Annotated in this window: 24 protein-coding genes; 11 read left to right on the plus strand and 13 right to left on the minus strand. The window is 73.2% G+C overall.

Translation table 11 applies throughout. The features are described 5' to 3' along the window. Positions 1-115 precede the first annotated feature (115 nt). Complete coding sequence (locus tag BCAV_RS12245; protein ID WP_015882922.1) at positions 116-466, minus strand: LysM peptidoglycan-binding domain-containing protein; 351 nt, start codon at positions 464-466, stop codon at positions 116-118. A 233-nt stretch (positions 467-699) separates the two neighbouring features. On the opposite strand from BCAV_RS12245, the gene lexA reads away from it, so the two are divergent. After that, on the plus strand, positions 700-1,359 hold the full coding sequence (gene lexA, locus BCAV_RS12250; protein WP_015882923.1) for a transcriptional repressor LexA: 660 nt from the start codon (positions 700-702) through the stop codon (positions 1,357-1,359). A 15-nt stretch (positions 1,360-1,374) separates the two neighbouring features. Here the strand turns inward: lexA and BCAV_RS12255 are convergent, their stop codons facing one another. Genes BCAV_RS12255 through hflX form a run of 3 tightly spaced genes read right to left on the minus strand, consistent with a single transcriptional unit; the run spans position 1,375 to position 5,944 of the window. After that, complete coding sequence (locus BCAV_RS12255) at positions 1,375-2,352, minus strand: L-lactate dehydrogenase (protein ID WP_015882924.1); 978 nt, start codon at positions 2,350-2,352, stop codon at positions 1,375-1,377. A gap of 11 nt (positions 2,353-2,363) precedes the next feature. After that, complete coding sequence (locus BCAV_RS12260) at positions 2,364-4,403, minus strand: ATP-dependent DNA helicase (protein ID WP_015882925.1); 2,040 nt, start codon at positions 4,401-4,403, stop codon at positions 2,364-2,366. A 59-nt stretch (positions 4,404-4,462) separates the two neighbouring features. Further along, complete coding sequence (gene hflX, locus BCAV_RS12265; protein WP_015882926.1) at positions 4,463-5,944, minus strand: GTPase HflX; 1,482 nt, start codon at positions 5,942-5,944, stop codon at positions 4,463-4,465. A gap of 80 nt (positions 5,945-6,024) precedes the next feature. Here hflX and BCAV_RS12270 point away from each other — a divergent pair, with 80 nt between their 5' ends. Next, the gene (locus tag BCAV_RS12270; protein ID WP_015882927.1) at positions 6,025-6,636 is read left to right on the plus strand and encodes a class I SAM-dependent methyltransferase; all 612 of its coding nucleotides are present in this window, start codon (positions 6,025-6,027) and stop codon (positions 6,634-6,636) included. Positions 6,637-6,654: 18 nt separating this feature from the next. On the opposite strand, the gene dapF is transcribed toward BCAV_RS12270, so the two are convergent. Next, positions 6,655-7,584, minus strand: a complete 930-nt coding sequence (gene dapF / locus BCAV_RS12275) for a diaminopimelate epimerase (RefSeq protein WP_015882928.1) — start codon at positions 7,582-7,584, stop codon at positions 6,655-6,657. Between the two features lie 10 nt (positions 7,585-7,594). Next, a complete protein-coding gene (gene miaA, locus BCAV_RS12280; protein ID WP_015882929.1) occupies positions 7,595-8,527 on the minus strand; it encodes a tRNA (adenosine(37)-N6)-dimethylallyltransferase MiaA in 933 nt (310 codons plus the stop codon). 109 nt (positions 8,528-8,636) lie between these two features. On the opposite strand from miaA, the gene BCAV_RS12285 reads away from it, so the two are divergent. Together BCAV_RS12285 and BCAV_RS12290 are read left to right on the plus strand one after the other, a co-directional pair. Then, positions 8,637-9,191 carry a type III secretion system chaperone family protein gene (locus BCAV_RS12285; RefSeq protein ID WP_144016771.1) on the plus strand — a complete coding sequence of 185 codons (555 nt, stop codon included), beginning with the start codon at positions 8,637-8,639 and terminating at the stop codon, positions 9,189-9,191. Continuing rightward, positions 9,191-9,658 carry a type III secretion system chaperone family protein gene (locus BCAV_RS12290; RefSeq protein WP_015882931.1) on the plus strand — a complete coding sequence of 156 codons (468 nt, stop codon included), beginning with the start codon at positions 9,191-9,193 and terminating at the stop codon, positions 9,656-9,658. The genes BCAV_RS12285 and BCAV_RS12290 overlap by 1 nt, the downstream gene beginning before the upstream one ends. Positions 9,659-9,667: 9 nt before the next feature. On the opposite strand, the gene miaB is transcribed toward BCAV_RS12290, so the two are convergent. Next, positions 9,668-11,251: a tRNA (N6-isopentenyl adenosine(37)-C2)-methylthiotransferase MiaB gene (gene miaB, locus BCAV_RS12295; protein ID WP_043347106.1), complete on the minus strand. Its 1,584-nt coding sequence runs from the start codon at positions 11,249-11,251 to the stop codon at positions 9,668-9,670. A 133-nt stretch (positions 11,252-11,384) separates the two neighbouring features. Here miaB and BCAV_RS12300 point away from each other — a divergent pair, with 133 nt between their 5' ends. The 4 genes from BCAV_RS12300 (at position 11,385) to BCAV_RS12315 (ending at position 14,702) form a co-directional block, all read left to right on the plus strand. Then, on the plus strand, positions 11,385-12,170 hold the full coding sequence (locus BCAV_RS12300) for an amino acid ABC transporter ATP-binding protein (RefSeq protein ID WP_015882933.1): 786 nt from the start codon (positions 11,385-11,387) through the stop codon (positions 12,168-12,170). A gap of 30 nt (positions 12,171-12,200) precedes the next feature. Then, entirely contained in the window at positions 12,201-13,085 is an 885-nt protein-coding gene (locus BCAV_RS12305; RefSeq protein ID WP_015882934.1) for a glutamate ABC transporter substrate-binding protein, read from the plus strand. A 61-nt stretch (positions 13,086-13,146) separates the two neighbouring features. Continuing rightward, on the plus strand, positions 13,147-13,821 hold the full coding sequence (locus tag BCAV_RS12310; RefSeq protein WP_015882935.1) for an amino acid ABC transporter permease: 675 nt from the start codon (positions 13,147-13,149) through the stop codon (positions 13,819-13,821). Further along, positions 13,818-14,702, plus strand: a complete 885-nt coding sequence (locus BCAV_RS12315; RefSeq protein ID WP_015882936.1) for an amino acid ABC transporter permease — start codon at positions 13,818-13,820, stop codon at positions 14,700-14,702. The genes BCAV_RS12310 and BCAV_RS12315 overlap by 4 nt, the downstream gene beginning before the upstream one ends. A 12-nt stretch (positions 14,703-14,714) precedes the next feature. Here BCAV_RS12315 and BCAV_RS12320 read toward each other — a convergent pair whose 3' ends face one another. The 4 genes from BCAV_RS12320 to BCAV_RS12335 all read right to left on the minus strand — a co-directional run bounded on the left by BCAV_RS12320 (position 14,715) and on the right by BCAV_RS12335 (position 18,676). After that, on the minus strand, positions 14,715-15,275 hold the full coding sequence (locus BCAV_RS12320; protein ID WP_015882937.1) for a regulatory protein RecX: 561 nt from the start codon (positions 15,273-15,275) through the stop codon (positions 14,715-14,717). Positions 15,276-15,386: 111 nt separating this feature from the next. After that, positions 15,387-16,439 carry a recombinase RecA gene (gene recA, locus BCAV_RS12325; RefSeq protein WP_015882938.1) on the minus strand — a complete coding sequence of 351 codons (1,053 nt, stop codon included), beginning with the start codon at positions 16,437-16,439 and terminating at the stop codon, positions 15,387-15,389. A gap of 279 nt (positions 16,440-16,718) precedes the next feature. Then, on the minus strand, positions 16,719-17,381 hold the full coding sequence (locus BCAV_RS12330) for a response regulator (RefSeq protein ID WP_015882939.1): 663 nt from the start codon (positions 17,379-17,381) through the stop codon (positions 16,719-16,721). Then, on the minus strand, positions 17,378-18,676 hold the full coding sequence (locus tag BCAV_RS12335) for a sensor histidine kinase (RefSeq protein ID WP_015882940.1): 1,299 nt from the start codon (positions 18,674-18,676) through the stop codon (positions 17,378-17,380). Before BCAV_RS12335 ends, BCAV_RS12330 begins: the two co-directional genes overlap by 4 nt. Before the next feature lie 113 nt (positions 18,677-18,789). On the opposite strand from BCAV_RS12335, the gene BCAV_RS12340 reads away from it, so the two are divergent. After that, entirely contained in the window at positions 18,790-19,914 is a 1,125-nt protein-coding gene (locus tag BCAV_RS12340) for a pectin acetylesterase-family hydrolase (protein ID WP_144016772.1), read from the plus strand. 24 nt (positions 19,915-19,938) lie between these two features. Here the strand turns inward: BCAV_RS12340 and BCAV_RS12345 are convergent, their stop codons facing one another. Further along, a complete protein-coding gene (locus tag BCAV_RS12345; protein WP_015882942.1) occupies positions 19,939-20,172 on the minus strand; it encodes a DUF3046 domain-containing protein in 234 nt (77 codons plus the stop codon). Positions 20,173-20,347: 175 nt separating this feature from the next. On the opposite strand from BCAV_RS12345, the gene BCAV_RS12350 reads away from it, so the two are divergent. Both BCAV_RS12350 and BCAV_RS12355 read left to right on the plus strand, forming a co-directional pair. Next, positions 20,348-25,354 carry an Lhr family helicase gene (locus BCAV_RS12350; protein WP_015882943.1) on the plus strand — a complete coding sequence of 1,669 codons (5,007 nt, stop codon included), beginning with the start codon at positions 20,348-20,350 and terminating at the stop codon, positions 25,352-25,354. After that, positions 25,341-26,144: a DNA-formamidopyrimidine glycosylase family protein gene (locus BCAV_RS12355; RefSeq protein WP_015882944.1), complete on the plus strand. Its 804-nt coding sequence runs from the start codon at positions 25,341-25,343 to the stop codon at positions 26,142-26,144. The genes BCAV_RS12350 and BCAV_RS12355 overlap by 14 nt, the downstream gene beginning before the upstream one ends. 12 nt (positions 26,145-26,156) lie before the next feature. On the opposite strand, the gene BCAV_RS12360 is transcribed toward BCAV_RS12355, so the two are convergent. Further along, a complete protein-coding gene (locus BCAV_RS12360; RefSeq protein ID WP_015882945.1) occupies positions 26,157-26,471 on the minus strand; it encodes a helix-turn-helix domain-containing protein in 315 nt (104 codons plus the stop codon). Between the last annotated feature and the right edge of the window lie 68 nt (positions 26,472-26,539).

Raw genomic sequence — 26,539 nt, forward strand, 5'->3', positions numbered from 1 at the left:
CTCTCCGCCCGCCCGACGACTCGACGCCGCCTGACGACCGCCGCTCATCCTTTCACAAGATGTAGGCGAACGTCAGACCTGTAACTACTAGATGTGGCCGTCCGACCGCTCGCCCTCAGTCCTGTTCCGGGACGAGGATCGACTGGCCCGCGATCAGGTCGACCGAGTCCAGCTCGTTGATCCGGACGAGCGAGGCGACGACGTCGCGCACGTCCTGATCCGGCGTGGCAACTCGTTCCGCGATCGCCCACAGCGTGTCTCCGGTGGTGACGGTGACCGTCTCGTACGACGGCGGCTCGACCTCGGTGCTCGCGACAGCACGACCCCCGACGGCACCGACACCCGCGGCCAGCACGAGCGCCGCCACGACCAGGACTCGGCGCCCCCGCGCCGTGAGGCGCACGTGGCCACCATCCGACACAGGGGCGGACGCCCGCCCCGGGGCTGCGACGGCGATCGTCGTCATCTCGGCCACATCCTCTCGAACTGTTGTCCGTCCGACGTCTGTTCGATACGCTAGTCCACGTCCGAACAGATGTCCACACGCAGGTATCCGTTCGGTCCGACACGCGGGTCGAACACCTGTCGCACATTTCACGGTCCTGCACCTAGGCTGACCGTCGAACGGTGCGACAGGAGCAGCAGATCACCGCCCTCCGACATCGGTCGGGCGGGGCAGAGTCAAGGACGGAGCGGGACGTGAACCCTGAGACGAGGGCCGACGGCGCGAAGCCGCTCTCGGCGCGGCAGCGACGCGTGCTCGAGACGATCCGCGCGAGCGTCGAGGAGCGGGGCTACCCGCCGAGCATGCGGGAGATCGGCGAGGCCGTGGGCCTCAACAGCCCGTCGAGCGTCATGCACCAGCTGACCGTGCTCGAGCGGAAGGGGTACCTGCGCCGCGATCCGCGCCGTCCGCGGGCCATGGAGATCGTCAGCCCGGACGACCAGGCACGCGAGGAACGGCCCTACGACGTGCCCACGACGCCGCCTTCGTACGTCCCGCTCGTCGGCCGGATCGCCGCCGGCGGGCCGATCCTCGCGGAGCAGGTCGTCGAGGACGTGTTCCCGCTCCCCCGCCAGCTCGTCGGCGACGGGGACCTGTTCCTGCTCAAGGTGGTCGGCGACTCGATGATCGAGGCAGCGATCTGCGACGGCGACTGGGTGGTCGTCCGTCAGCAGCCCGTCGCCGAGAACGGCGAGATCGTCGCGGCGATGATCGACGGTGAGGCGACCGTCAAGACGCTGAAGCAGTCCGCCGACGAGGTGTGGCTGCTCCCGGCCAATGCGAGCTACGCGCCGATCCCGGGGAACGACGCACAGATCCTCGGCCGCGTCGTGAGCGTGCTGCGCAGCGTCTGACCGCGCAGTCAGGCCTCAGAATCCGAGCGACCGCGCCACCGACCTGATGTGGTCGGCGCTCGCCCGAAGGCCGGCGATCTCGGCGTCGTCCATCGGCACGAGCAGGCGCTGCACGGCGCCGCCGCGGTCGACGACCGTCGGGACCGACATGCACACGTCGCTGATCCCGACGTAGTCGTCGATCCGCGTGGAGACCGGCAGCACACGGTGCTCGCCCCGCAGGATCGCCTCGATGATGCGGGTGGCGGCCAGCGCGACGGCGTAGTTCGTGGCGCCCTTGCCCTCGATGATCCGGTACGCGGACGTGATGACCTCGTGGGTGATCCGCTCGCGCACGCCCACGTCGAACAGCGGCTGCCTGCCGTGCCCCGGCCACTCGAGCAGCGGGACGCCGCCGATGCTCGCCGAGCTCCAGATCGGGATCTCCGAGTCTCCGTGCTCGCCCAGGATGTACGCGTGCACGTTCTGCACCGCGACCCCGCACTCCTGGGCCACCAGGTAGCGCATCCGCGAGCTGTCCAGCACCGTGCCGGAGCCGAAGAGCTGCTGCGTGGGTAGCCCCGTGACGGCCTGAGCGGCGTACGTGACGACGTCGACCGGGTTGGTCACCATGACGTGGATCGCGTCCGGAGTCATGGCGACGAGGCGCGGCATCACCTCGCGGACGAGCCCGACGGTGCGCTCGGCCAGGTCCATGCGGCTCTGTCCCGGGTGCTGCTTCGCGCCGGCCGTGAACACCACCACGTCGGCCCCGCGGCAGATCTCCAGGTCGTCGCTGCCCTCGATCGTGCCCTGCGGCATGAACTCGATGCCGTGCCCGATGTCGAGCGCCTCGGCCTCGACCTTCTTCCGGTTGATGTCGTACAGCACGACGTGCCGGGCTGCCCCTCGCATGAGGGCCGCGTAGGCGAGGGTCGCGCCGACCGAGCCGGCGCCGACGACGGCGAGCGTCGAGACGCTGCGGGACGAGGACGGGGTCGGGTCGGCGCTCATGCCTCGCAAGCCTAGGAGTCGGACCCCAGTCGGACGAGTGCAGCGCGCGCCACGGCCGGGTCGGTGGTGGGCCACATGGGCGGCAGCGAGCGCGAGAGGAACTCGCCGTACCGCGCCGTGGCCAGGCGGGAGTCGAGGATCGCGACGACGCCCCGATCTGTGGTCCGCCGCAGCAGGCGTCCCGCGCCCTGCGCGAGCAACAGAGCGGCGTGCGTGGCGGCGACGGTCATGAAGGGGTTGCCGCCGCGCGCCGCGACGACCTCCATGCGGGCGGCGCCCACCGGGTCGTCCGGCCGCGGGAACGGGATGCGGTCGATCGTCACGAGACGACACGAGTCGCCGGGCACGTCCACGCCCTGCCAGAGGGACAGCGTGCCGAACAGGCTCGTGGCCTCCTCCTCGGCGAACCGGCGCACCAGCGTCGGCAGCACGTCCTCGCCCTGGCACAGGACGTCCAGCCCGGTGCGGTCCCGGATCTCCTGCGCCGCGACCTCCGCCGCGCGCCGCGACGAGAAGAGACCGAGCGTGCGCCCCCCGGCTGCCTGGACGAGCTCGGCGAGCTCGGCGAGCATCTCCTGGCTCGGTCCGTCCGAACCCGGCCGTGGGAGGTGCCGAGCGACGTACCTGATGCCCTGCCGGGCGTAGTCGAACGGGCTGGCGACCCGCTCGGCGCGGTAGGCCCCGGTCGCCAGGCCGAGCGACGAGGCGACGGGGGCGAAGGACCCGCCGAGCTCGAGCGTGGCGGACGTGAGCACAGCCGCCCGGTCGGCCACGAGATGCGTCGCCACGAGCCCCGCGACGTCCAGCGGCGCGACCCGCAGGCGACTGGCGCCGTCGCGGCCGCGTTCGCACCAGAGCACGTCGCGTCGCTGCGCCACGGCGTCCGACAGCAGCCGGTCGGCGATCTCCACGAGCACCAGGAGCGCGCTGCGCGCCATCACGAGCGCCCCGGCGCCGTCCGTCGACCCCGGGGGGTTCGGCCCGAGGGCGCTCATTCCTTCGTGCGCCGCGGCTCGGAGCGTCGTCACCGTCCCGACCAGCGACTCCGGGAGACCGTCCGGCAGGCGCCCCTCCGGCACGAGCCCGAGCCCGGTCCGCAGAGCCTGTGCGGCGTCGTCCAGACCGGCGAGGGCGGCACCCGCGTGCCGCCGGGCGATACGGGCAGCGCGCTCGACGGCGGGCGCCGACAGCTCGACCGTCGCCTGGGCGGTGACGCGGTCCGCGAGCTCGTGCGCCTCGTCGACGACGAGGCCGTCGTGCTCCGGCAGCACGCCCGGCGAGCCACCGGCGGCGATCCCGAGCATCGCGTGGTTGGTCACGACGACGTCGGCGCTGCGCGAGGCGCGCCGCGCCGCCTCGGGGAAGCACTCGGCGAGCATCGGGCACTTCTGCCCGAGACACTCCATCGCCGTCACCGACACCTGCCGCCAGGCTCGTTCGCCCACACCCGGCACGAGGTCGTCGCGGTCGCCGGTGGTGGTCTCCTCCGCCCACTCGCGCAGCCGGACGACCTCCTCGCCCAGCGTCTCGAACTCGCCGACCTCCGCCGAACGCCGCGGGTGGTCGGCACCGCCGTCCAGCGAGAAGAGCCCAGGCTCGTCCTCGGCCGGGTACCCGCCGGTGACCTTGTGCCGGCACACGTAGTTGTGCCAGCCCTTGAGCAGGGCGACGGCCGGCGGCCGCGGGAGGCTGGCCTCGAGGACGCCGCGCGCGAGGGGCAGGTCTTTCGTGAGGATCTGCCGCTGCAGGGCGAGCGTCGCCGTCGAGACGATGATCCGCTCGTCGGACGTCACCGCCCGCACGATGGCGGGAACGAGGTACGCCAGCGACTTCCCGGTACCGGTCCCCGCCTGCACGAGGAGCGGGACGCCGTCGTCGAACGCGTGCGCCACGGCGAGCGCCATCTCGTGCTGCCCGGCGCGGCGCGTTCCGCCCATCCGCGCGACGACCTCGTCGAGCAGCGCGTCGACGTCCAGGGCCTCGCGGGGGGTGCGGGCAGCCTCCTCGTCGGCGTCGTCCGCCGTGGTCGCGGTCGGCTGCTGGAGGGTCACCGCGTCATCGTACGGAGCCCGCGACGCCACCGGTCGAGGCGCGCGGGCGACCTGTGGACTCAGCGCAGCGCGTCGGCCAGGTCGGCCGCCAGCTCGGCGTCGACCCGCGCCTGCAGGTGCGTTCCCTCGGCCGTGTGCTCCTCGGCGAGGACCTCGCCGGTCGCGTGCGCGCGGTGCACGAGGTCACCGCGGACGTAGGGCACGACGACGTCGACCTCGACCGCCGGACGCGGCAGCAGGCCGGCGACGACGTCCCGCAGGTGCTCGATCCCGGCACCGGTCCGCGCGGAGACGGTGACGACGTGCGGGCCGGCCGAGCGCAGGCGGGTGAGGACCTCGGCGTCGGCGATGTCCGCCTTGTTGAGCACGAGGACCTCGGGGGTGTCGGTCAGTCCCTCGATGTCGGCGAGCACCGTGCGGACGGCCGCGATCTGGCTCTCCGGGTCCGGGTGCGACGCGTCGACGACGTGGAGCAGCACGTCGGCGTCGCCGACCTCCTCGAGCGTCGACCGGAACGCCTCGACGAGCTCGTGCGGCAGGGCGCGGACGAAGCCGACGGTGTCGGCGAGGGTGTAGGCGCGCCCGTCCGGCGTCTGCGCGCGGCGCACCGTCGGGTCCAGCGTCGCGAACAGCGCGTTCTCCACCAGCACACCCGCGCCGGTCAGCCGGTTGAGCAGGGAGGACTTCCCCGCGTTCGTGTACCCGGCGATCGCCACGGACGGGACCTCCGCCCGGTGCCGCGAGGCGCGCTTGGTGGCCCGCGACGGCGCCATCTGGTCGATCTGGCGGCGCAGCTTCGCCATCCGGGTGCGGATGCGGCGGCGGTCGAGCTCGATCTTCGTCTCACCTGGTCCGCGCGACCCGATGCCCGCGCCGCCGGCGACCCGACCGCCGGCCTGCCGGGACATCGACTCGCCCCACCCGCGCAGCCGCGGGAGCAGGTACTCGAGCTGCGCGAGCTCGACCTGGCCCTTGCCCTCCCGGGACTTCGCGTGCTGCGCGAAGATGTCGAGGATCAGGGCGGTGCGGTCGACGACCTTGACCTTGACGATGTCCTCGAGCCCGCGCCGCTGGGACGGGGCCAGCTCGCCGTCGACGACGACGGTGTCCGCTCCGGTCGCCGCGACGACGTCGGCCAGCTCGGCAGCCTTGCCGGAGCCGAGGTACGTGCCCGGGTCCGGTGTGCGGCGGCGCTGCAGCACGCCGTCGAGCACCGTGGAGCCGGCGGTCTCCGCGAGCGCCGCGAGCTCCCGCAGGGAGATCTCCGCACCCTCCGCGGTACCGGAGGACCAGAGCCCGACGAGCACCACCTGCTCCAGCCGCAGCTGCCGGTACTCGACCTCGGTGACGTCCTGCAGCTCGGTCGACAGTCCCGTGACCCGCCGCAGCGCCGACCGCTCCTCGACGTCGAGCTGTTCGCCGTCGGTCTCGGTGGGCGCCGCGTCGGTGCTCTGCAACGCCGTGCCCGCGCGAGCGAGGATACGGGCGACGACGTCGCGGGCCGGGTCGGCCTGCTCGTCGCCGGAGGGGTGCGCACTCATGGGTTCCAGCCTCGCACGGGGCGCCGGGCGGCCCAAGCGTTTTCACCGAGGGCGCAGTCCGGCGCGCCTACCCTGGGGGCGTGAGCGCGCCCGACCACTACTTCTCCGCCGAGCCCGCGGCACCGGACGAGCGGCGCACCATCGACGTCCGCCTGCGCGGGCGGGACGTCCGGGTGACGACGGCGCCGGGCGTCTTCTCGGCCGACCACCTGGACACCGGCACACGCGTCCTGCTCGACGCCGTCCCCGCGCCGCCGGCGACCGGCGAGCTCCTCGACCTTGGCTGCGGATGGGGACCGCTCGCCCTCGCGATGGCCGCCGAGTCACCAGGAGCCCGCGTATGGGCCGTCGACGTCAACGACCGTGCGCTGGACCTCGTCCGCGTGAACGCCGCGGCGGTCGGTGCCGCAGGCGTGCGCGCCGCCACCCCGGACGAGGCCCTGACGCACCGCCCGAGCCTGGCCGTGATCTGGTCGAACCCACCGATCCGGATCGGCAAGCGCTCGCTGCACGACCTGCTCGCGACCTGGCTCGACCTCCTCGCGCCGGACGGCGAGGCGTGGCTCGTCGTGGCGAAGAACCTCGGCGCCGACTCGCTGCAACGCTGGATCGCCACCGAGCTCGGCTTCGAGGCCGAGCGAACCGCGAGTGTCAAGGGCTTCCGGGTGCTGAAGGTGACGCGGCGCGCGTGACGCCCCGCGGGTGACGCGTCACATCGAGATCGCGCGCGCCACGAGCTCCGCGGGCCCGGACAGCTCGACGTGGTCCTCGGGCAGCACGCGCACCTGGAGCTGCCCGCCGGGCACGAGCACGAGCCACTCGTCGGGCGCGCCGGCGCCGGCCCAGGCACGGACCGCGAGGGCCGCCGCACAGGCACCGGTGCCGCACGAGAGCGTCTCCCCCACGCCGCGCTCGTGGACCCGCATCCGCACGATGCCGACCACGCGCTCGCCCTCGGCGTTCGGCGTGCCGTCGGCGTCGAACCGCTGCTCGCCGAGCGCGACGACGAGCTCGACGTTCGTGCCGCCCTCACCGAGCGGGTCCACCCGCGGCGGCTTCGTGAGATCGATGGACTCGAGCTGGGCGACGTCCTCGAGCGCGACGACGACGTGCGGGTTCGGCAGCGCCAGCCGCAGGCCTGGCCGAGGGCTGTCGAGCCCCGCCACGCCGACGCTCGCGTCGAAGCCCGCCTCGAGCGCCTCGGCACCGCCCGGCGCTGACCATCGGCCCATGTCGACGGCGTAGCGGTCCGTCTCGATCCGCACCGGCAGCACGCCCGCGCGCGTCGCGACGGGGACGACGTCGCCGTCCTCCGCGTCGAGCAGGCCCTCGGCCCGCAGGAACTCCACGAACACCCGGATGCCGTTGCCGCACATCTCGGCGAGGGACCCGTCCGCGTTCCGGTAGTCCATGAACCACACGGCCTCGGGGTGCTCCTCGAGCAGGCTCGCGCCGTCGGCGATGGCCGAGGAGCGCACGGCGCGGATGACGCCGTCCGCGCCGAGGCCACGGTGCCGGTCGCTGAGCGCCGCGACGTCGGCCTCGGTGAGGGCGAGCGCGCCCTCGGGGTCGGCCAGGAGCAGGAAGTCGTTCCCGGTGCCGTGACCCTTGACGACGCCGTTCGGCGGCAGACTGAGCATGGCCGCCACCCTACGTGCCGGCACCGCTTCCCGGTGCGCTCTCGACGACGGCACGCGCCTGGGCGAGGAGATCACCCTCGGGGTCGAGCCAGCGGACGCGGGGGTCGCGCCGGAACCACTTGTCCTGCCGGCGGGCGACCTGTCGGGTGGCGACGGCGGCAGCCGCCACGGCGTCCTCGAGGTGCAGCCGACCGCGCACGACGTCGATCGCCTGCGCGTAGCCGACGGCGCGGGACGCCGTCACCCCGCGCTCCAGCCCGTGGTCGAGCAGGTCCCGCGTCTCCTCGAGCAGCCCACCGGTGAACATCGCGGCCGTCCTGGCGTGGATCCGCTCGTCGAGCTCGGCGCGCTCCACGCGGATCGCGAGCTGGACGGCGTCGAGCGCGTACGTGTGGTCCGGCAGGTTCGCGGAGTAGGGCTCGCCGGTGAGCGCGATCACCTCGAGCGCGCGCACGAGACGCCGGAGGTTGTGCCGGCCGATCCGCTGCGCCGCGAGCGGATCGACACGGGCGAGCTCGTCGTGCAGCAGGCCGGGCCCGAGGCGCTCACCGCGTTCCTCCAGGTCGCGGCGCACGGCCGGGTCGGTGTCGGGGAACGTCAGGTCGTCGAGCACCGACCGCACGTACAGGCCCGAACCGCCGACGAGCAGCGGCCACGCGCCACGGGCACGGACAGCGGCGAGATCCGCTCGGGCGTGCGTCTGGTAGGCCGCGACGCTCGCCTCCTGGGTGACGTCGAGGACGTCGAGCTGGTGGTGCGGCACGCCGCGGCGCTGGGTGGGCGGCGTCTTCGCCGTGCCGACGTCCATCCCGCGGTAGAGCTGCATCGCGTCGGCGTTCGTCAGCTCCGCGCTGGAGCCCTCGGCCCGCAGCGCGTCCGCGAGGTCGAGCGCGAGCTCGCTCTTGCCCGTGGCCGTCGGTCCGACGATCGCGATGATCCGCACGCCGGCGACGCTAGCCGAGCGGGGCGGCGGTGTGCGCCGCCGGTCGTCGAGAGGCGCCTGAGTCCGGCGGCCCCGGGCGCGTCTCGCGCCGACGCGTAGACTCGCCGAGGTGGGGTTGTTCTCCGGGCTGTTCTCGGGTCGCCGTGGCCGGATGAAGGGCGCCCGCCCATCGACCCGCCCGTCGTCCTCACCACCTCCGGCACGCGGCGACGACGGCCCGTTCGTCGTGCGGGCGGTCGACCGGAAGCGCGTCCAGACGGCGCTCGACGCGCTGGGCTACCGCTACTTCGTCGACTCGGCGGGTGAGGTGGGCGGTCTGTGGGACAACCGGCTGTTCTCGTTCTACCTCATCGGCTCGGGCGCCCAGATGCTGCAGGTGCGCGGGCGGTGGCCGCGGCGGGTCGCGCTGGAGCGACTTGGCGCGATGCTCGAGTTCACCGATGCGTGGAACCGCGAGCGGATCTTCCCCAAGTGCTACGTCCGCGTGCTCGACGACGGGATGGTCCACGTGACGACCGAGGTGTCCGTGCCGATCCAGCACGGGCTCAACGACGTGCAGCTCGAGCACCACGTCCAGCTCGGCCTCATGTCCGGGATGATGGTGTTCGACCACCTCGACGAGATGTTCCCCGACCCCGTCGCCCTGCAGCCGGACGGTGCGTGATGGCCGGCACGCAGCGGGGGTCCGCGGCGCGGACGTCGGGCGGGGTCAGGCCGGTGACGAGCGAACGGCTCGAGGACCACCTCCGCGACCGCCGGCTGCTGGTGTCGCGCCGGGAGGACGGCGTGCTGCTCGGCGAGTGGCAGGACATGCCGTTCTCGATCGGGCTCGGCGGCCGGGAGGACTCCGTGCTGCAGGTCCGCGGCCGGTGGCCCCGGCTGCTGCCGGCGCGCGCGGGAGCGGGCCTCGCGCAGCTCATCAACGACTGGAATCGGGACCGCGTCCTGCCCAAGGTGTACAGCGTGCCCGAGGGGGACGCCGTCGCCGTCGTCGCCGAGACGAACCTCGGCGTGCGGTTCGGCGCGAGCGACGAGCAGCTCACCGAGACGATCACGCTGGCGCTGAGCGTGACAGCCCAGTTCTTCGCCGGTCTCGAGGCCTCCGTGCCGCCGGCGCGCGAGGAGTCGTAGCCCGCAGCCTCAGCCGCGCCGCAGGGTGGGCAGGCCGAGCGCGACCGGAGCGGACGCCGTCGGGCCGGACGTGCCGCAGGCAGCGGCTTCCTCGCGCCCCGCGTGCGCGTCTCCCGCCCGTGTCCGCCGGACCGTCAGCGCGCCGCCCTCGAGCGCGGCGTCCGCGACGAGGTGGTGCGGCGCCCCGTGCGTCACGCGCGTGACGACGACGTCGCCCGGCCGCGGACGCTCCGCCGTCGTCATCGATGCCGGCAGGGCGACGTGGACGAGCCGGTTGTCGCGGGCGCGCCCGGTGAGGCGCGACGTCGCGCCGTCCTTGCGGCCCTCGCCCGCGGAGATCAGCACCTCGACCTCGCGGCCGACCAGCGCGGCGTTCTCCTCGGCGCTGATGCGCTCCTGGAGGGCGACGAGGCGCGCGTAGCGCTCGGTGACGACGTCGGCGGGCACCTGGTCGGGCAGCGTCGCGGCGGACGTGCCGGGGCGGGGCGAGTACTGGAACGTGAACGCCGACGAGAATCGCGAGGCCGCCACGACGTCGAGCGTCGCGGCGAAGTCCTCCTCGGTCTCGCCCGGGAAGCCGACGATGATGTCGGTGGTGATCGCGGCGTCGGGGATCCGAGCGCGCACGCGGTCGAGGATCCCGAGGAACTTCTCGCTGCGGTAGGAGCGGCGCATGGCGCGCAGAATGCGGTCCGACCCCGACTGCAGCGGCATGTGCAGCTGCGGCATGACGTTCGGCGTGCTCGCCATGGCGTCGATGACGTCGTCGGTGAACGCCGCTGGGTGGGGGCTCGTGAAGCGGACCCGCTCCAGACCCTCGATCTCGCCGCACGCGCGCAGCAGCTTCGCGAACGCGCCGCGGTCGCCGAACGACACGCCGTAGCTGTTGACGTTCTGGCCCAGCAGCGTCACCTCGATCGCGCCGGCGTCGACCACGGCGGCGACCTCCGCGAGGACCTCGCCCGGCCGCCGGTCGCGCTCCTTGCCCCGCAGGTGCGGCACGATGCAGAACGTGCACGTGTTGTTGCACCCGACGGAGACCGAGACCCACGCCGCGAACGCGGACTCCCGCTTCGTGGGGAGAGTCGACGGGAACACCTGGAGAGACTCGGCGATCTCGACCTGCGCCTCGGCGTTGTGCCGCGCGCGCTCGAGCAGCACGGGCAGGGCATCGAGGTTGTGCGTGCCGAAGACGACGTCGACCCACGGCGCCTTCTCGACGATCTTCGTGCGCTCCGACTGCGCCAGGCAGCCGCCGACGGCGATCTGCAGGCCCGGCCGTTCACGCTTGAGCGACGCGAGCTGACCGAGGTTGCCGTACAGCCGGGTGGCCGCGTTCTCGCGCACGGCGCACGTGTTGATGACGACGACGTCGGCCTCCGCGGCATCCTGCAGCAGGTTGGTCCCGTCGCCGGCCGCCCGCACGAGGCCGGCCGCCTCGAGCATGCCGGCCATCCGCTCGGAGTCGTGGACGTTCATCTGACACCCGAGCGTGCGGATCATGTAGGAGCGCCCCGCAGCCGACGACTCGCCCTCGCGCGCAGCGTCGGCGCTCGCGTGGGTGGTGGGAGGTGCGGGAACGGTCGTGGTCACGGTCGTCCAGTCTACGATCCGCCTCCGCAAGGCCCCGACCGCCTGCGCTAGGCGGCCGAGGAGCACGGATTCGTGTCCGGTTCGTGACGCCGACCGACAGCGCACGAAACATCCGCCCGATAGCGTGTGGCACATGACAACGACGCCTACCCCTGCGTCCGGGATCGCCGGCGACGCCGCGTCGACGCCCCTCGTGTCGATGACTGACGTCAACAAGCATTTCGGGGAGCTGCACGTGCTGCAGGACATCAACCTGCACGTGACGAAGGGCGAGGTCGTCGTCGTCATCGGCCCGTCCGGTTCCGGCAAGTCGACGCTGTGCCGCACCATCAACCGGCTCGAGACGATCGACTCCGGCACGATCACGCTCGACGGCAAGCCGCTGCCCGCCGAGGGCAAGGAGCTCGCCGCGCTGCGCTCCGACGTCGGCATGGTCTTCCAGGCGTTCAACCTGTTCGCCCACAAGTCGATCCTCGACAACGTCATGCTCGGCCCGGTGAAGGTCCGCAAGCTGAAGAAGAAGGACGCGCGGGACCTCGCGATGGGGCTGCTCGAGCGCGTGGGCGTCGCGAACCAGGCGGAGAAGATGCCGGCGCAGCTGTCCGGCGGGCAGCAGCAGCGCGTCGCCATCGCCCGGGCGCTGGCGATGCGCCCGAAGGTCATGCTGTTCGACGAGCCGACGTCGGCGCTCGACCCCGAGATGATCAACGAGGTCCTCGACGTCATGGTGTCACTGGCCCACGACGGCATGACGATGATCGTCGTCACCCACGAGATGGGGTTCGCCCGCAAGGCCGCGGACCGCGTGGTCTTCATGTCGGACGGCCAGATCGTCGAGGAAGAGACGCCGGAGGCGTTCTTCACGACCCCGAAGAGCGACCGGGCCAAGGACTTCCTCGGCAAGATCCTCACGCACTGAGACCGCAAGCACCCAACGAAGGAGAGACAGATGCGCAGCACGCGAGTGGCAGCTCTCGGCCTCGCGGCCGTCGGCGCCATGGTCCTGGCCGCCTGTACGGCACAGGCGCCCGGCGACGAGGAGACGGGCGGGGAGGAGACCGGCGGCGAGGAGACGGCGGCCGCTGACTGCTCCGGCGCCGAGGGCACCATCAACATCGGCATCAAGTTCGACCAGCCCGGCCTCGGGTTCCGCGACGGGAACGAGTACACCGGCTTCGACGTCGACGTCGCGACGTACGTCGCGTGCCAGCTCGGCTACGCCGAGGACCAGATCGAGTGGGTCGAGTCTCCGTCCGCCCAGCGCGAGAACATGCTCCAGACCGGGCAGGTCGACATGATCTTCGCGACGTACTCGATCACCGACGAGCGCAAGGAGGTCGTGGCGTTCGCCGGGCCGTACTTCGTCGCCGGTCAGGACCTGCTCGTGCGGGCTGACGAGACGGACATCGCCGGCCCGGAGGACCTCGAGGGACGCAACCTGTGCTCCGTCACCGGCTCGACCTCCGCGCAGCGGATCAAGGACGAGTACGCCGAGGGAACGAACCTCGTCGAGCAGCCCGGCTACGCCGACTGCGTGACGGTGCTGCTCGCCGGCCAGGTCGACGCCGTCACCACCGACGACATCATCCTCGCCGGGCTCGCCGCCCAGCCGGCGAACCAGGGGCAGCTGACGGTCGTCGGCGCCCCGTTCTCCGAGGAGAACTACGGCGTCGGCATCCCGCAGGACAGCGAGCTGTGCGAGGACATCAACGCGGCCATCGCGCAGATGATCACCGACGGTGCGTGGGAGGAAGCCGTCACGGCCAACACCGAGGGCACGGGCTACACGCCCAACGCTGACCTCAACCCGCCGGAGCAGGACGCCTGCGCCTGACCACCGCGCACGGCCCGGGCTCCGGCCCGGGCCGTGCCGCCCTGCACGAGAGAGGTGATCGATGGAGGGCTTCGCGAGCCTGTTCACCGAGTACGACGTGCTCGGCGCGTTCTGGGTCAACATCCAGCTGACGTTCTGGGCGGCGATCTGGGCGACCCTGCTCGGGATCATCCTCGCGTTGATGCGCATCTCGCCGGTCGCCTCGTTCCGGGCGATCGGCTCCGGCTACGTCACGATCTTCCGGAACACGCCGCTCACCATCATCATCACGTTCGGTGTCCTCGGCCTCTGGGGGCAGCTCGGCGTCACGCTGTCGAGCGACTTCAACCTCAACTTCTTCCGCCTCGCCGTGCTGGGGCTCGCGGTGTACCACGCGGCGTTCGTGTGCGAGTCGATCCGGAGCGGTGTCAACACGGTCCCTGTCGGCCAGGCCGAGGCGGCGCGCGCCATCGGGCTGAGCTTCCTCCCTGCGGCACGGATCATCATCCTCCCGCAGGCGTTCCGGGGCGCGATCGCCCCGCTCGGCAACACGCTCATCGCGCTCACGAAGAACTCGACGGTCGCCGCCGTCGGGTCGGTGGCTGAGTCCGCCGTCCTCATGCGGGAGATGATCGAGAGCGAGTCCAACTTCATCTGGTTGATCTTCCTGACGTTCGCCCTCGGGTTCGTGCTGATCGTCATCCCCGTCGGCCTGCTGACCACCTCCCTCTCTCGTCGTCTGTCGGTGGCCCGATGAGCGCTCAGTCCGTCCTGTTCGACGCGCCCGGCCCCCGCGCCCGTCGCAATGCCTGGATCGCCAACGGCGTCGGCATCCTGCTGCTCGCAGGCATCGCCGTCGTCGTCCTCACGAGACTCGGCGAGAAGGGACAGCTGGACCCCGACAAGTGGCTGCCCCTGTTCACGTCGCGGTCGTGGCTCAACTTCTTCCTTCCGGGCCTGCAGAACACGTTGGTCGCGGCGCTCTACGCGATCGTCCTGGCGCTCGCGTTCGGGCTCCTGTTCGGGCTCGGCCGCCTCGCGCCGCTCGCCCCGGTGCGCTGGGTGTGCGGGACTGTCGTGGAGTTCTTCCGCGCCGTTCCGGTGCTCATGATGATGATCGTCATCTATCTGGGTCTGGGGTTCTCGAGGGTCGTGGACGCGAGTCTCGTCCCGCTGATCGCCGTCGTCGGCGGCCTGACGCTCTACAACGGCGCCGTGATCGCGGAGCTCGTGCGGTCCGGGGTGTTCGGCCTGCCGCGGGGCCAGAAGGAGGCGGCCTACGCCGTCGGGATGACGCACGGCCAGTCCCTCCGGGTCGTGGAGCTGCCGCAGGCGTTGCTCGCGATGCTCCCGTCGCTCGTCAGCCAGTTCGTCGTCATCCTCAAGGACTCGGCGCTCGGCTCGTGGGTGACGTACGGCGAGCTGTTGCAGTTCTCTCGTCAGCTGGGCACGAGCGACGGGAACCTCCTGCAGACGCTGCTGACGGCCGCGGTGATCTTCATCGTCATCAACTACGTGCTGACGCGCGCCGCGCAGTACCTGGCCTCGCGGATCTCGCGGCGCACGGCGGCACGGACGACTGCCGCTCCGCCGGCCGTGCTCGCGGGGTCCGCACGCGGGACCGCCGGGGCCGCCTGAACGCGGTCGCCGTCAGGCGGGGTCGCCGTCGCGTTCCTCGGCGAGCACGGCGTCGACCACGCGCAACGCCACGGACGGCGAGTGCCCTTTACGTGCCAGCATGCCGACGAGCCGGCGACGGCGCTTCTCCCGCTCCAGTCCTCTGCTCGCCGGCGCTCGGCGACGGACGAGAGCGACCGCCGCCGCCTCCTCGTCCTCGTCGTCCACGCCCGCGAGCGCCTCCTCGGCGATCTCACGGTCGATGCCCTTGCGGGCGAGCTCGAGCGCGAGCGCTCGGCGGGCCAACCCGCGTTCCGCGTGCCGTGTGCGCACGAGCATCGCGGCGAACTCCGCGTCGTCGACGAGTCCGACCTCCGTGAACCGGTCGAGCACGCGTGTGGCCACGTCGTCGGGGACGTCCTTGCGAGCCATCGCCTCCGCGAGCTGGGCACGGGATCGTGGCGCTCCCGTCAGCAGCCGCAGTGCGATGGACCGAGCCACCGACTCGGGGTCGGGCTCTGCGTCGACCGCTGCGGCTCCCGCGCGCGGCGGCTCCTGACCCAGGCGTGATCGCCTCCCGGGCCGACCTGCCATGCGTACCTCCTCGCGTCCCCCGAGCTGTGCTGGAGATTCGGCTCAGCGGGGAGGATCGCTGCGCCTGGCGCGCACCGATCCTCCCCGCTGCCCAGCCGGGCGGCGCCGACGTCAGAAGTCGACAGGTGCCACGTCGTCGAGCTCCGAGGCGTCGGCCGGAACCTTGATCCCGATGCCGAGCTTCTCCTTGATCCGCGTCTCGATCTCGTCCGCGAGCTCGGGGTTGTCCTTGAGGAACTTGCGGGCGTTCTCCTTGCCCTGACCGAGCTGGTCGCCTTCGTACGTGTACCAGGCGCCGGACTTGCGGACGATGCCCTGGTCAACGCCGAGGTCGATGAGCCCGCCCTCGCGAGAGATGCCGTGTCCGTACAGGATGTCGAACTCCGCCTGCTTGAACGGCGGGGCCATCTTGTTCTTCACGACCTTGACGCGCGTCCGGTTGCCGACCGCGTCCGTGCCCTCCTTGAGGGTCTCGATACGCCGCACGTCGAGCCGGACGGACGCGTAGAACTTCAGCGCCTTGCCGCCGCTCGTCGTCTCGGGCGAACCGAAGAAGACACCGATCTTCTCGCGGAGCTGGTTGATGAAGATCGCCGTCGTGCCCGACGCCGACAGGGCGCCGGTGATCTTGCGCAGCGCCTGCGACATGAGGCGCGCCTGGAGGCCGACGTGCGAGTCCCCCATCTCGCCCTCGATCTCCGCCTTCGGCACGAGCGCCGCGACGGAGTCGATGACGACGATGTCGAGCGCGCCGGACCGGATGAGCATGTCGGCGATCTCGAGCGCCTGCTCGCCGGTGTCCGGCTGCGACACGAGAAGCGCGTCGGTGTCGACACCGAGCCTCTTGGCGTACTCCGGGTCGAGCGCGTGCTCGGCATCGATGAAGCCGGCGATGCCGCCCAGTCGCTGGGCGTTCGCGACGGCGTGCAGCGCGACGGTCGTCTTGCCGGAGCTCTCCGGACCGTAGATCTCGACGACGCGGCCTCGTGGGAGGCCGCCGATCCCGAGCGCGACGTCGAGCGCGATCGAGCTCGTGGGGATGACTTCGACGGGTGGGCGCGTGTCGTCGCCGAGGCGCATCACCGAGCCCTTCCCGAACTGACGGTCGATCTGACCGAGTGCGGCCTCGAGGGCCTTGGACTTGTCTCCGACCGGAGCGGGCATCGGGTCTCACCTCTGTTGGTTCTCGTGCTCGGACAGGGCTGGCCTGGCAGGTGCTGCCCTCCCCGAGCGGCGCCTGAGAGCGAGGCTATGTCCGGCCACCGACATCCCGTCGCCCGCTGTGCACACACGCGCGCCTCGGGCTGCGGGCTCGCTCTGGGGACAACTTACGGCGAACGCGTGTTCGACGTCGAACGACACGCCGGACGGGCGTGTCGGCGCCGTGATCCGACGACGCGCTCCCCCGCGAAGGACGCCCGGTGGAGCTGCTCGAGGGCGGACTCAGGCGCCCGTGCGGACCAGTCCGCACTCGTAGGAGAAGATCACGGCCTGCACCCGGTCCCGCAGGCCGAGCTTCGCCAGGATCGCGCTGACGTGCCCCTTCACGGTGCCCTCGGTGACGAAGAGGCGCCCCGCGATCTCGGCGTTGGACAGACCCCGGGCGATCAGGGAGAGCACCTCGCGCTCCCTGGAGGTGAGGACACGCAGCTCGGCCTCGGTGCGGGGCAGCGGGTCGTGGGGCGAGCCGATGTGCCGCTCGATCAGCCGCCTGGTGATGGGCGGCGCCACGATGGCGTCGCCCGCGGCTACGACGCGGATGGCGGACAGCAGATCGGTGGCGAGTGCATCCTTGAGCAGGAACCCGCCGGCTCCGGCACGCAGTGCGGCGTACACGTACTCGTCGAGGTCGAACGTCGTGAGGACCAGGATCCGCGGTCCGTCAGGGAGGGCCGCGCGGATGCGGCGGGTCGCCTCGAGACCGTCGACCCCGGGCATCCGCACGTCCATGAGCACGACGTCAGGCCTCGTCCCGATCGCGAGGTCGGCGGCCGCGGCGCCGTCGTCCGCCTCCCCGACGAGCTCCATGTCGTCAGCGTTCTCGAGGATCATCCGCAGGCCGGCTCGGATCAGGGCCTGGTCGTCCGCGACGACCACCCGGATCACGCGGGATCCTCCGGGTCGAGGGGCAGGCGGGCTCGCACGACATAGCCACCGTCGGTGCCGGGTCCGGCGGTCACCTCGCCGCGCAGCAGACCCGCCCGCTCCCGCATGCCCCGCAGCCCGTTGCCGCCTCCTCCGCCCGCGACCACGGACGTTCCGCCGGCGCCGTTGTCGCTGATCTCGAGGACCAGCACATCGTGGTCGAAGCACACCAGCACCTGGGCCGCGGCACCTGTTCCCGCGTGCTTCATCGTGTTGGTCAGCGACTCCTGGAGGATCCGGTACGACGCGACGTCCACTCCGGCGGGGAGCGGGCGCGGCTCCCCGTCGACGTGCAGCCTGACGGGGGTGCCCGACCGCCGGACGCGGTCGACGAGGCGGGGCAGCTCCGCCAGTCCCGGAGCCGGCTCCGCCGCATCATGGAGCTGCGCGGAGGTGCCGAGCGCCTGCCGCATGTCAGCGAGCGACGCGCGGCCGGTCGCCACGATCGCCTCGAGCGCCGCGAGGGTGTCGGCGGGTCGCCGGTCGAACGCTGCAGCGCCGCCCTGCGCCTGCATCACGATGACGGCCAGGCCGTGCGCGACGACGTCGTGCATCTCGCGGGTGAGGCGCGCGCGCTCGGCGGCCACCGCGAGCGCCGCCTGCTGGTCGCTCTCGCGCTCCGCGTCGCGCGCCCTCGCCTCGAGCTCGCCCAGGTAGGCGCGGCGGCTCCGCGCTCCCCAGCCGAGCGCCCAGGCGACGCCCACCGTCGGGGCCAGGAGGAGGATGCCGCCCCAGGCCGTCGGCCGGAACGCCTCCGTCCCCTCCGCGCCCGGCGACGCCGCACCGACGGGATCGAGCGTGTCGCCACCACTCCCGAACGGGCCGGTGTTCCACCAGCCGTCGCCCCCGCCGTCGACCGCCACGAACACCGACCACGCCACCACCACCGCCAGGGCCGCGCCCAGCAGCGGGAGCGACACCCGACGGGACCGGTGGGCGGCGACGGTGTAGAGCGTGACCGGGACGGCCAGGTCGGCGGGCACCGCCCCCGCGCCCAGGGCCATCTGCGCGACCGCCGCGACCATGGCCGCGGCAAAGGCGGGAACCGGCCACCTGCGGCGGACGGCCACGGCCGCGACGCACGCGGCGGTCGGTAGCCACCACACCGGCCCCCATGCGCCGAGCAGCGACCCGTCCGAGGCCGCGCCTGAGCCACCGACCGCCCAGGTGGCGATCAGCAGCAGGCCAGCGAGGCCGGCGTCCTGGAGGCCTGGGCTGCGCAGGGCCCTCCGCCAGGCGGCCACCTGAGTGTTCATGGCGGTCACACCCTAGGGCCCGGACACACCGCCGGACACCCGTCGGAGGTCATGCATCCAGACGTGACCACAGGCGGGTGCGCTGCGTGCCCGACGCCACCGACCCTGGGCACATGACGAACTCTCGCCTCCCTTCCGGCCGTCCACGTCGTCGCCGTCCGCTGGCGATCTCCCTCGTCCTCGCCGCCCTGCTGGCCGTGCCGACCGCTTGCACACCCGCTCCTCCGGCTTTGGAGTGGGAGACCGTTGCGGCGCCGGACGACTGCCGGTGCGCAGACGGCAGCCCGTTCTCCTTCTGGGAGAGACGGGCCGATGAGACCCGGGTCGTGCTCTTCCTCAACGGCGGCGGCGTGTGCTGGGACGCGAGGAGCTGTGCCTTCACCAGCACCGACACCCCCGGCGAGAGCGAGTTCTACGACTGGAACCTCTCGGGCACGAATCCGGAGAACCGGAACGGGATGTTCGACACCACGCGGTCAGACAACCCGTTCGCCGAGTACTCGTTCCTCTATGTGAGCTCCTGCACCGGTGATGCGCATCTGGGCAGCGTCTCCCAGGCCTACTCGCCGGAGCTGACCGTCGAGCACAACGGCTACGTCAACGGCACGGCGGCGCTGGACTACCTCGCCGAGCAGTATCCGGATGCCACCGAGGTTGTCGTCGTCGGCAAGACCGCGGGGTCGGTGGCTGCTCCCCTCTACGGCGGCCTCGTCGCCGACCTCCTGCCCGACGCGAAGGTCACCGTGTTCGGAGGCCAGTCCGGCGCGTGGCCGGACAACCCCGACTTCAACACGGACGTCCTCGACACGGCATGGGGTGCCTACGGCGCCATGCCCGACTGGGCCGTCGCCGGCCTCGCCGTCCGCGACTGGGGCGTCCCCGGGTTCTGGACCCAAGCCGGCCTGCATCACCCCGACCTCGTGCTCGCCCGATTCGACTACGCCTATGACCCCCACGCGGCAGTCGAGATCACCGACTGGGAGCGCGGCGACTCCCCGAGCCTCGAGCCGGTGCCCGGCTTCGACGAGCTGGCCGTCATCGACGCCAACGAAGCGGCGATCGAGGCCGCCGGGGTGCCCCTGCACAGCTATACCGCACCGGGTGATGACCACGGGCTCCATGAGTTCGACGCGTTCTACGACACCGAGGTGGGGGGCGTCCGCCTGACCGACTGGCTCGCGGCGCTCGTGGGCGACGACCCGCCCGACGACGTCCGGTGCGAGCAGTGCGCCCCGTAGCGCCCAGTCGACGGGGCGAGCTGGTCAACCCCGGCGGCGCGCCTTGGGGGCGTCGCGGTGACGCCAGCGCGTGGCGTCGTCCAGACCGAGCACATCGCAGACGGCGTTCCACACGTCACGCGGTGGCACGCCGTCCTCGAGAGCGGCGCGGGCGGTCCGGCCCCCGAGCGGCCCGAGCACGAGATCCGCGGCGACGGAGGCCGCGTACGACTTCCCGAACGCCTGCTCCATGACCCACCAGAACTCCGAGTGCCGCACCGAGGGAGCATAACGACCACGTCCGACGCCGAGGTCCGCGGCGGTTCCGGACCTCGGCGGCGATCTGGGTCGCGCAGTCCTTCGCCTGGACGTGCGGGAGCGAGTCCTTGCGCCACCTGGATACCGTCGAGGAGGGTTCGGCGGGAGTGTCGGCGGTCCGGGCGAGAATGGGGCGATGCGCACGCGGCAGGACACGGGAGCCGGCGGCGTCGGCACTCCGGCAGCCGACGCCGCAGGCGGCGGCCTGTCCGCAGGCGGCGCCGGCGCCGCGCCCCCGGCCCACCCGGCTCTCGCGGCGTTCAGCGAGCCCACGCGCACCTGGTTCGCGGAGTCCTTCCCGGCGCCCACCGAGGCCCAGGCCGGCGCGTGGGAGGCGATCGCCGGCGGGGACCACGCGCTCGTCGTCGCCCCGACCGGCTCCGGCAAGACGCTCGCCGCCTTCCTCTGGGCGCTCGACGCCCTCCTGGGTGCGGAGGCACCCGACGACGCCGAGCGGTGCCGCGTCCTGTACATCTCCCCGCTGAAGGCCTTGGCCGCCGACGTCGAGCGCAACCTCCGCTCGCCGCTCGTCGGGATCTCCCGCATCGCCGCCCGGCAGGGCCACCCCGTGCGCGACGTCCGCGTGGGCATGCGCACGGGTGACACGCCGGCCGGCGAACGCCGCCGGTTCGCGACCAAGCCGACCGACATCCTCATCACGACACCCGAGTCGCTCTTCCTGGTGCTGACGTCGGCGGCGCGCGCGGGGCTCGCCGGCGTGACCACGGTGATCCTGGACGAGGTCCACGCCCTGGCAGGCAGCAAGCGGGGCGCTCACCTCGCGCTCAGCCTGGAGCGGCTCGACGCGATGCTCCCCCGGCCCGCGCAGCGGATCGGCCTCTCGGCGACGGTGCGCCCGGTCGAGGAGGTCGGCCGCTTCCTCGCGGGCGCCCGCACGATCGGCGACGGCGGCCGGAGCGTCCGCACCGTGCAGCCGCCGTCGCACAAGGAGATCCGGATCGACGTCGAGGTCCCCGTGCCGGACCTCGAGGACCTCGGCGACGCCGAGCGCGAGCTCGACCTGTCGGGTGACGCGGCCGGGCTGCTCCCGGACGCACGGCCCCGCACGGCGTCGGTGTGGCCGCACGTCACGGAACGCGTCGTGGACATCATCTCCGCCCACCGGACCACGCTCGTCTTCACGAACTCGCGCCGCGGTGCGGAACGACTCACGGCTCGGATCAACGAGGCGTGGGCGGAGCGGCGCCTGGCCGTCGAGGGCGCGATCGCCGACGACGGCGATGGCGATGGCGATGGCGACCCGGGCTACGACGTCGACCCGAGCGACGACGTCGAGGGCGCGGCGCCGCCCGCGGACCCGGGCTCGGCATGGGGCGCCCAGACGCCGGGGCAGTCGGGGACGGCGCTCGCCGTCGCCGGCGACGCGGTCGTCGCGCGCGCCCACCACGGCTCGATGAGCCGCGAGGAGCGGACCCGGATCGAGGACGACCTCAAGGCCGGGCGGCTGCCCGCCGTCGTCGCGACGTCGTCGCTCGAGCTCGGCATCGACATGGGCTCGATCGACGTCGTCGTCCAGGTCGGTGCACCGCCGTCGGTGGCGAGCGAGCTCCAGCGCATCGGGCGCGCCGGGCACCAGGTGGGCGCCGTGTCCCACGGCGTGGTCCTCCCGACGCATCGCGGCGACCTGCTGGCGGCAGCGGTGGCCGCGGTCCGGGGCCGGGAGGGCGCGATCGAGCACCTCCACATCCCGGCGAACCCGCTCGACGTGCTCGCGCAGCAGGTCGTGGCGATGCTCGCCATGGACGACTGGAAGGTGGCTGAGCTGACGGCGCTCGTGCGCCGCGCCGCGCCCTACGCCGGTCTCGGTGACGCGTCGCTCGCCGCCGTCCTCGACATGCTCGCCGGCCGCTACCCGAGCGAGGACTTCGCGGAGCTGCGGCCCCGGATCGTCTGGGACCGCGTCGACGACGTGCTGTCCGCCCGGCCGGGAGCGCTGCGGCTGGCGGCGACCTCGGGCGGGACGATCCCCGACCGCGGCCTGTACGGCGTGTACCTCGCGGCGGGCGCGGAGGACGTCGCCACCCGCGGCGGGCGCCGCGTCGGCGAGCTCGACGAGGAGATGGTCTACGAGTCGCGCGTCGGCGACACGTTCACGCTCGGCACGAGCACGTGGCGCATCGAGGACATCACGCCGGACCGGGTGCTCGTCTCCCCCGCCGCCGGCCTGCCCGGGCGGCTGCCGTTCTGGCGGGGTGACGCTCCGGGGCGCCCGTTCGAGCTCGGCGCGGCGCTGGGTGCGATGGTCCGGGACGTCGAACGCGCCCGCGAGCCCGCGGAGCTGCTCACCGGCTGGGGGCTCGACGAGTGGGCCCGCGACAACCTGCTCGCGTACCTCACCGCCCAGCGGGAGGCCACCGGGCACCTGAGCACCGACCACACGATCGTCGTCGAACGGTTCCGCGACGAGCTCGGCGACTGGCGGCTCGTCATCCACACGCCGTTCGGCGCCCGGGTGCACGCCCCGTGGGCGCTCGCGCTCGCCTCGCGCCTGCAGGACCGGTTCGGGATGGACGTCCAGGCCATGCACGCGGACGACGGCATCGTGCTGCGGCTGCCCGATGCCGGCGGGGGCGACGACGATCTCGGCGCCGTCCCCCTGCCCGGAGGCTGGCCGGACGCCGCCGCGGCGGACTCGGCCGGTCCCGGGACGCAGGTCGACCTCGCCGATCTGCTCCTCGACCCGGACGAGGTCTCCGGTGCGGTGACGGCCGCGCTGGCCGGTTCGGCGCACTTCGCGGCCAGGTTCCGCGAGGCGGCCGCCCGAGCCCTGCTGCTGCCGCGCCGTCGGCCGGACCGCCGTCAGCCGCTGTGGCAGCAGCGGCACCGGGCCGCACAGCTGCTCGGCGTCGCTGCCCGCTACCCGGACTTCCCGATCGTGCTGGAGGCCGTGCGGGAGTGCCTCCAGGACGACTTCGACGTGCCGGCCCTCGCCGACCTCATGCGGCAGGTCGCCGCCCGCGAGATCCGCGTGCTGGAGGTGACGACGACGGCGCCGTCGCCGTTCGCGCGGTCGCTCCTGTTTGGCTACGTGGGCCAGTTCCTGTACGACGGCGACGCCCCGCTCGCGGAGCGCCGGGCGGCGGCGCTCACGCTCGATCCCGCGCTGCTCGGTGAGCTTCTCGGCGAAGGGCTGACGGACCTCGCCGACCTGCTCGACGCCGGTGCCGTGGCCGACGTCGAGGCTCAGGTCGGACTGCTCACCGAGGCGTCCCGGGTGCGCGACGCCGAGGGCGCGTTCGACCTCGTCCGACGGCTCGGCCCCGTCCCGGCGGAGGAGGTGGCGCGCCGTGCGCTCGACCCGGAGGCGGTGCCGGGCTGGCTGGCCGACCTCGAGCGCCAGCGTCGCATCATCGCGGTCCGGGTCGCCGGGCGGGAGCAGTGGTCCGCCGCGGAGGACGCCGGCCGACTGCGTGACGCGCTCGGCACGGCGCTCCCCCTCGGCCTCCCCGCGGCGGTGCTCGAGTCCGTGCCGGACCCGTTCGGGGATCTCGTGCGGCGCCACGCCCGCACGCACGGGCCGTTCACGGCGGCCGAGGTCGCGCACCGGTTCGGTCTCGCGCCGGGCGCCGTGCTCCCCGTGCTGCGGACGTTCGAGCGCGACGGCACGCTCACCGCCGGGCGGCTGCGCCCGGCCGCGTCGGGTGCTTCAGCCGGCTCGGACGGCGTCCCGGAGCCGGGAGCCCGGGAGGAGTTCTGCGACTCGGAGGTGCTGCGCCGGATCCGGCGCCGCTCCCTCGCCGCGCTGCGGGCCGACGTCGAGGCCGTGCCTCCGGCCACGCTCGGCGTGTTCCTGCCGCGCTGGCAGCAGCTCGGCACGCTCCGGGGCACGGACGGCGTGCTCGCGGCCGTCGACCAGCTCGCCGGGGCGCGTTTGCCGTCGAGCGCGCTCGAGACCACCGTCCTGCCGGCCCGCGTCCGCGACTACGCACCGGCGATGCTCGACGAGCTGACGAGCGCGGGCGAGGTCGTCTGGGTCGGGACCGGCGGCTCGCCCGGCGGTGGCCCGTCCGACGGGACGATCGTGCTCGTTCCCACCGACGCGGCGGCGGTGCTCGCTCCGCTGCCGGGCGAGCTACCGACCGAGCTCGCGCGACGCGTGGTCGAGGTCCTGGCCGACGGCGGCCGGTTCTTCCGCGACCTGTACGCGGCGATCGCGTCGGCAGCCGATGGCGAACCACCGGCGGTGGCCGAGGTCCACGACGCGCTCTGGGACGCGGTCTGGGCGGGACACGTCACGAACGACACGCTCGCGCCGCTGCGCGCCCGGCTCGAGCAACGCCCGTCCACGAGCTCCCGGCGCGCCGCGGCCGCCCGCTCGCCGCGCTCCCGGAGCGCGTTGTCGCGGCGTGCGCTCATGACCCCCGCGCTGGCGGCGGCCGGGAGCACCGCGGCGCAGGCGGCGCGCATCCCGACGCCCGCGAGCGCTGCCGGACGATGGAGCGTGGTCGGCGCCGTCGAGACCGACCCCACGATCCGGCTCGCCGCGACGGCCGCGGCGCTGCTCGACCGCCACGGCGTGCTGGTGCGGGGCGCCGTCGCCGCCGAGGAGGTGCCCGGCGGCTTCGGTGCGCTGTACCGCGTGCTGGTCCGCCTCGAGGAGTCGGGCCAGGTGCGCCGCGGGTACGTCGTCGAAGGGCTGGGCGCCTCCCAGTTCGCGCTCCCCGAGTGCATCGACAGGCTGCGCGCCGATGCGGCCGCGAACCCCGGGCCGGTGCTGCTCGCCGCCGTCGACCCGGCGAACCCGTACGGCGCCGCGCTCCCGTGGCCGGCCGCCCCCACGAGCGCGGAAGGTGTGACCACGGGCGCCCGTCCGCGGCGCGTCCCGGGAGCGCACGTCGTCCTGGTCGACGGCGCGCTCGTGCTCTACCTGGAACGCGGCGCCCGCACGCTGCTGTCGTTCACCGCCGACGACGCACGGCTGCGGGCCGCGGCGGCGGCGCTCGCGAACGCGGCCGCGTCGGGCGCGCTCGGGCGGGTCGTGGTGCAGCGCAGCGACGGCGCCGCCACGCTCGTCGCCGACACACCCTTGCGCCAGGCGCTGCTCGACGCCGGGTTCGTCGCGACCCCACGCGGGCTCCGAGTGCGGCAGGTCAGGAACGGGGCCGCACGTGCCCGAGGGTGACGTCCTGCTCCGAGTTGCCCGGCGGCTCACGAGCGCCCTCGACGGCGCCGCGCTCACGCACGCGGAGCTCCGCTGGCCCTCGCTCGGCGGTGCCGACCTCGTCGGCGTGCGCAGCCTCGGCACCGTCTCCGTCGGCAAGCACCTGCTCACCCGGTTCGACGACGGTCGCACGCTCCACACGCACCTGCGGATGGACGGGACCTGGCGCGTCGAGCCCACGGAACGCGTCGCCCGCACCCCGGCCCTGGCGCGCCGCACGGCGGTACGGGCGGTGCTCGGCACACCCTCCTGGACGTGCCTCGGCATGGACCTCGGGATGATGGATCTCGTGCGCACGCGCGACGAGGCGAGCGTCGTGGGACATCTCGGCCCGGACGTCGTCGGCGACGACTACGAGGCCCACGGGCGCGCGGCCATCGTCGCGGGGATCGCCGCCCAGGGAACGCGCCCCATCGGCGAGATCCTCATCGACCAGCGCGTGCTCGCGGGCATCGGCACGATCTACCTCGCAGAGAGCCTGTTCCGGCACCGGATCCGACCGTGGCGGCCGGCGAACGAGGTCGACGACGTCGGATCGCTCGTCGACACGGCGCGCGCGCTCATGCTCGCCTCGGCGAACTCGCCCCGGGTGACGGCGACCGGCGACACCCGTGCCGGCCGCGGCACGCTCGTGCACGGGAGGGCGGGTCGCAGCTGTCCGCGGTGCGGAACGGCGATCGCCGTGGCCGCCGTCGGGACACCGCCGTACGACCGCCCGGCGTTCTACTGTCCGGACTGCCAGCGAAAGTGAGCGCAGTGCGGCTCAGGCGACTCCGGCGAGCGAAGGCCGGCGCTTGATCTCCGCCTCGAGCTCGGGCGGCACCGTGTCCGGGATGCTCACACCTTCGGCGATGGCGATCCGGTCACTGACCTCGCGCAGGATCATGGACAAGGAGACCTGGAGAGCCGCGCAGATCGACGCGAGCAGCTCCGAGGACGCCTCCTTCTGACCTCGTTCGACCTCGGAGAGGTACCCGAGCGAGACCCGCGCCGCCGAGGAGACCTCGCGCAGCGTCTTTCCCTGGTTCTGGCGAGCGTCGCGAAGGACGTCGCCGAGCTCACGTCGTAGCACCACCATGGCGCGTCCCTCCCCTCTCGCCGCTTCGTGCTTACTACCGTACCCCGCTCGTCCGACACTCGTCCGGG

Source organism: Beutenbergia cavernae DSM 12333, assembly GCF_000023105.1.
GTDB lineage: Bacteria > Actinomycetota > Actinomycetes > Actinomycetales > Beutenbergiaceae > Beutenbergia > Beutenbergia cavernae.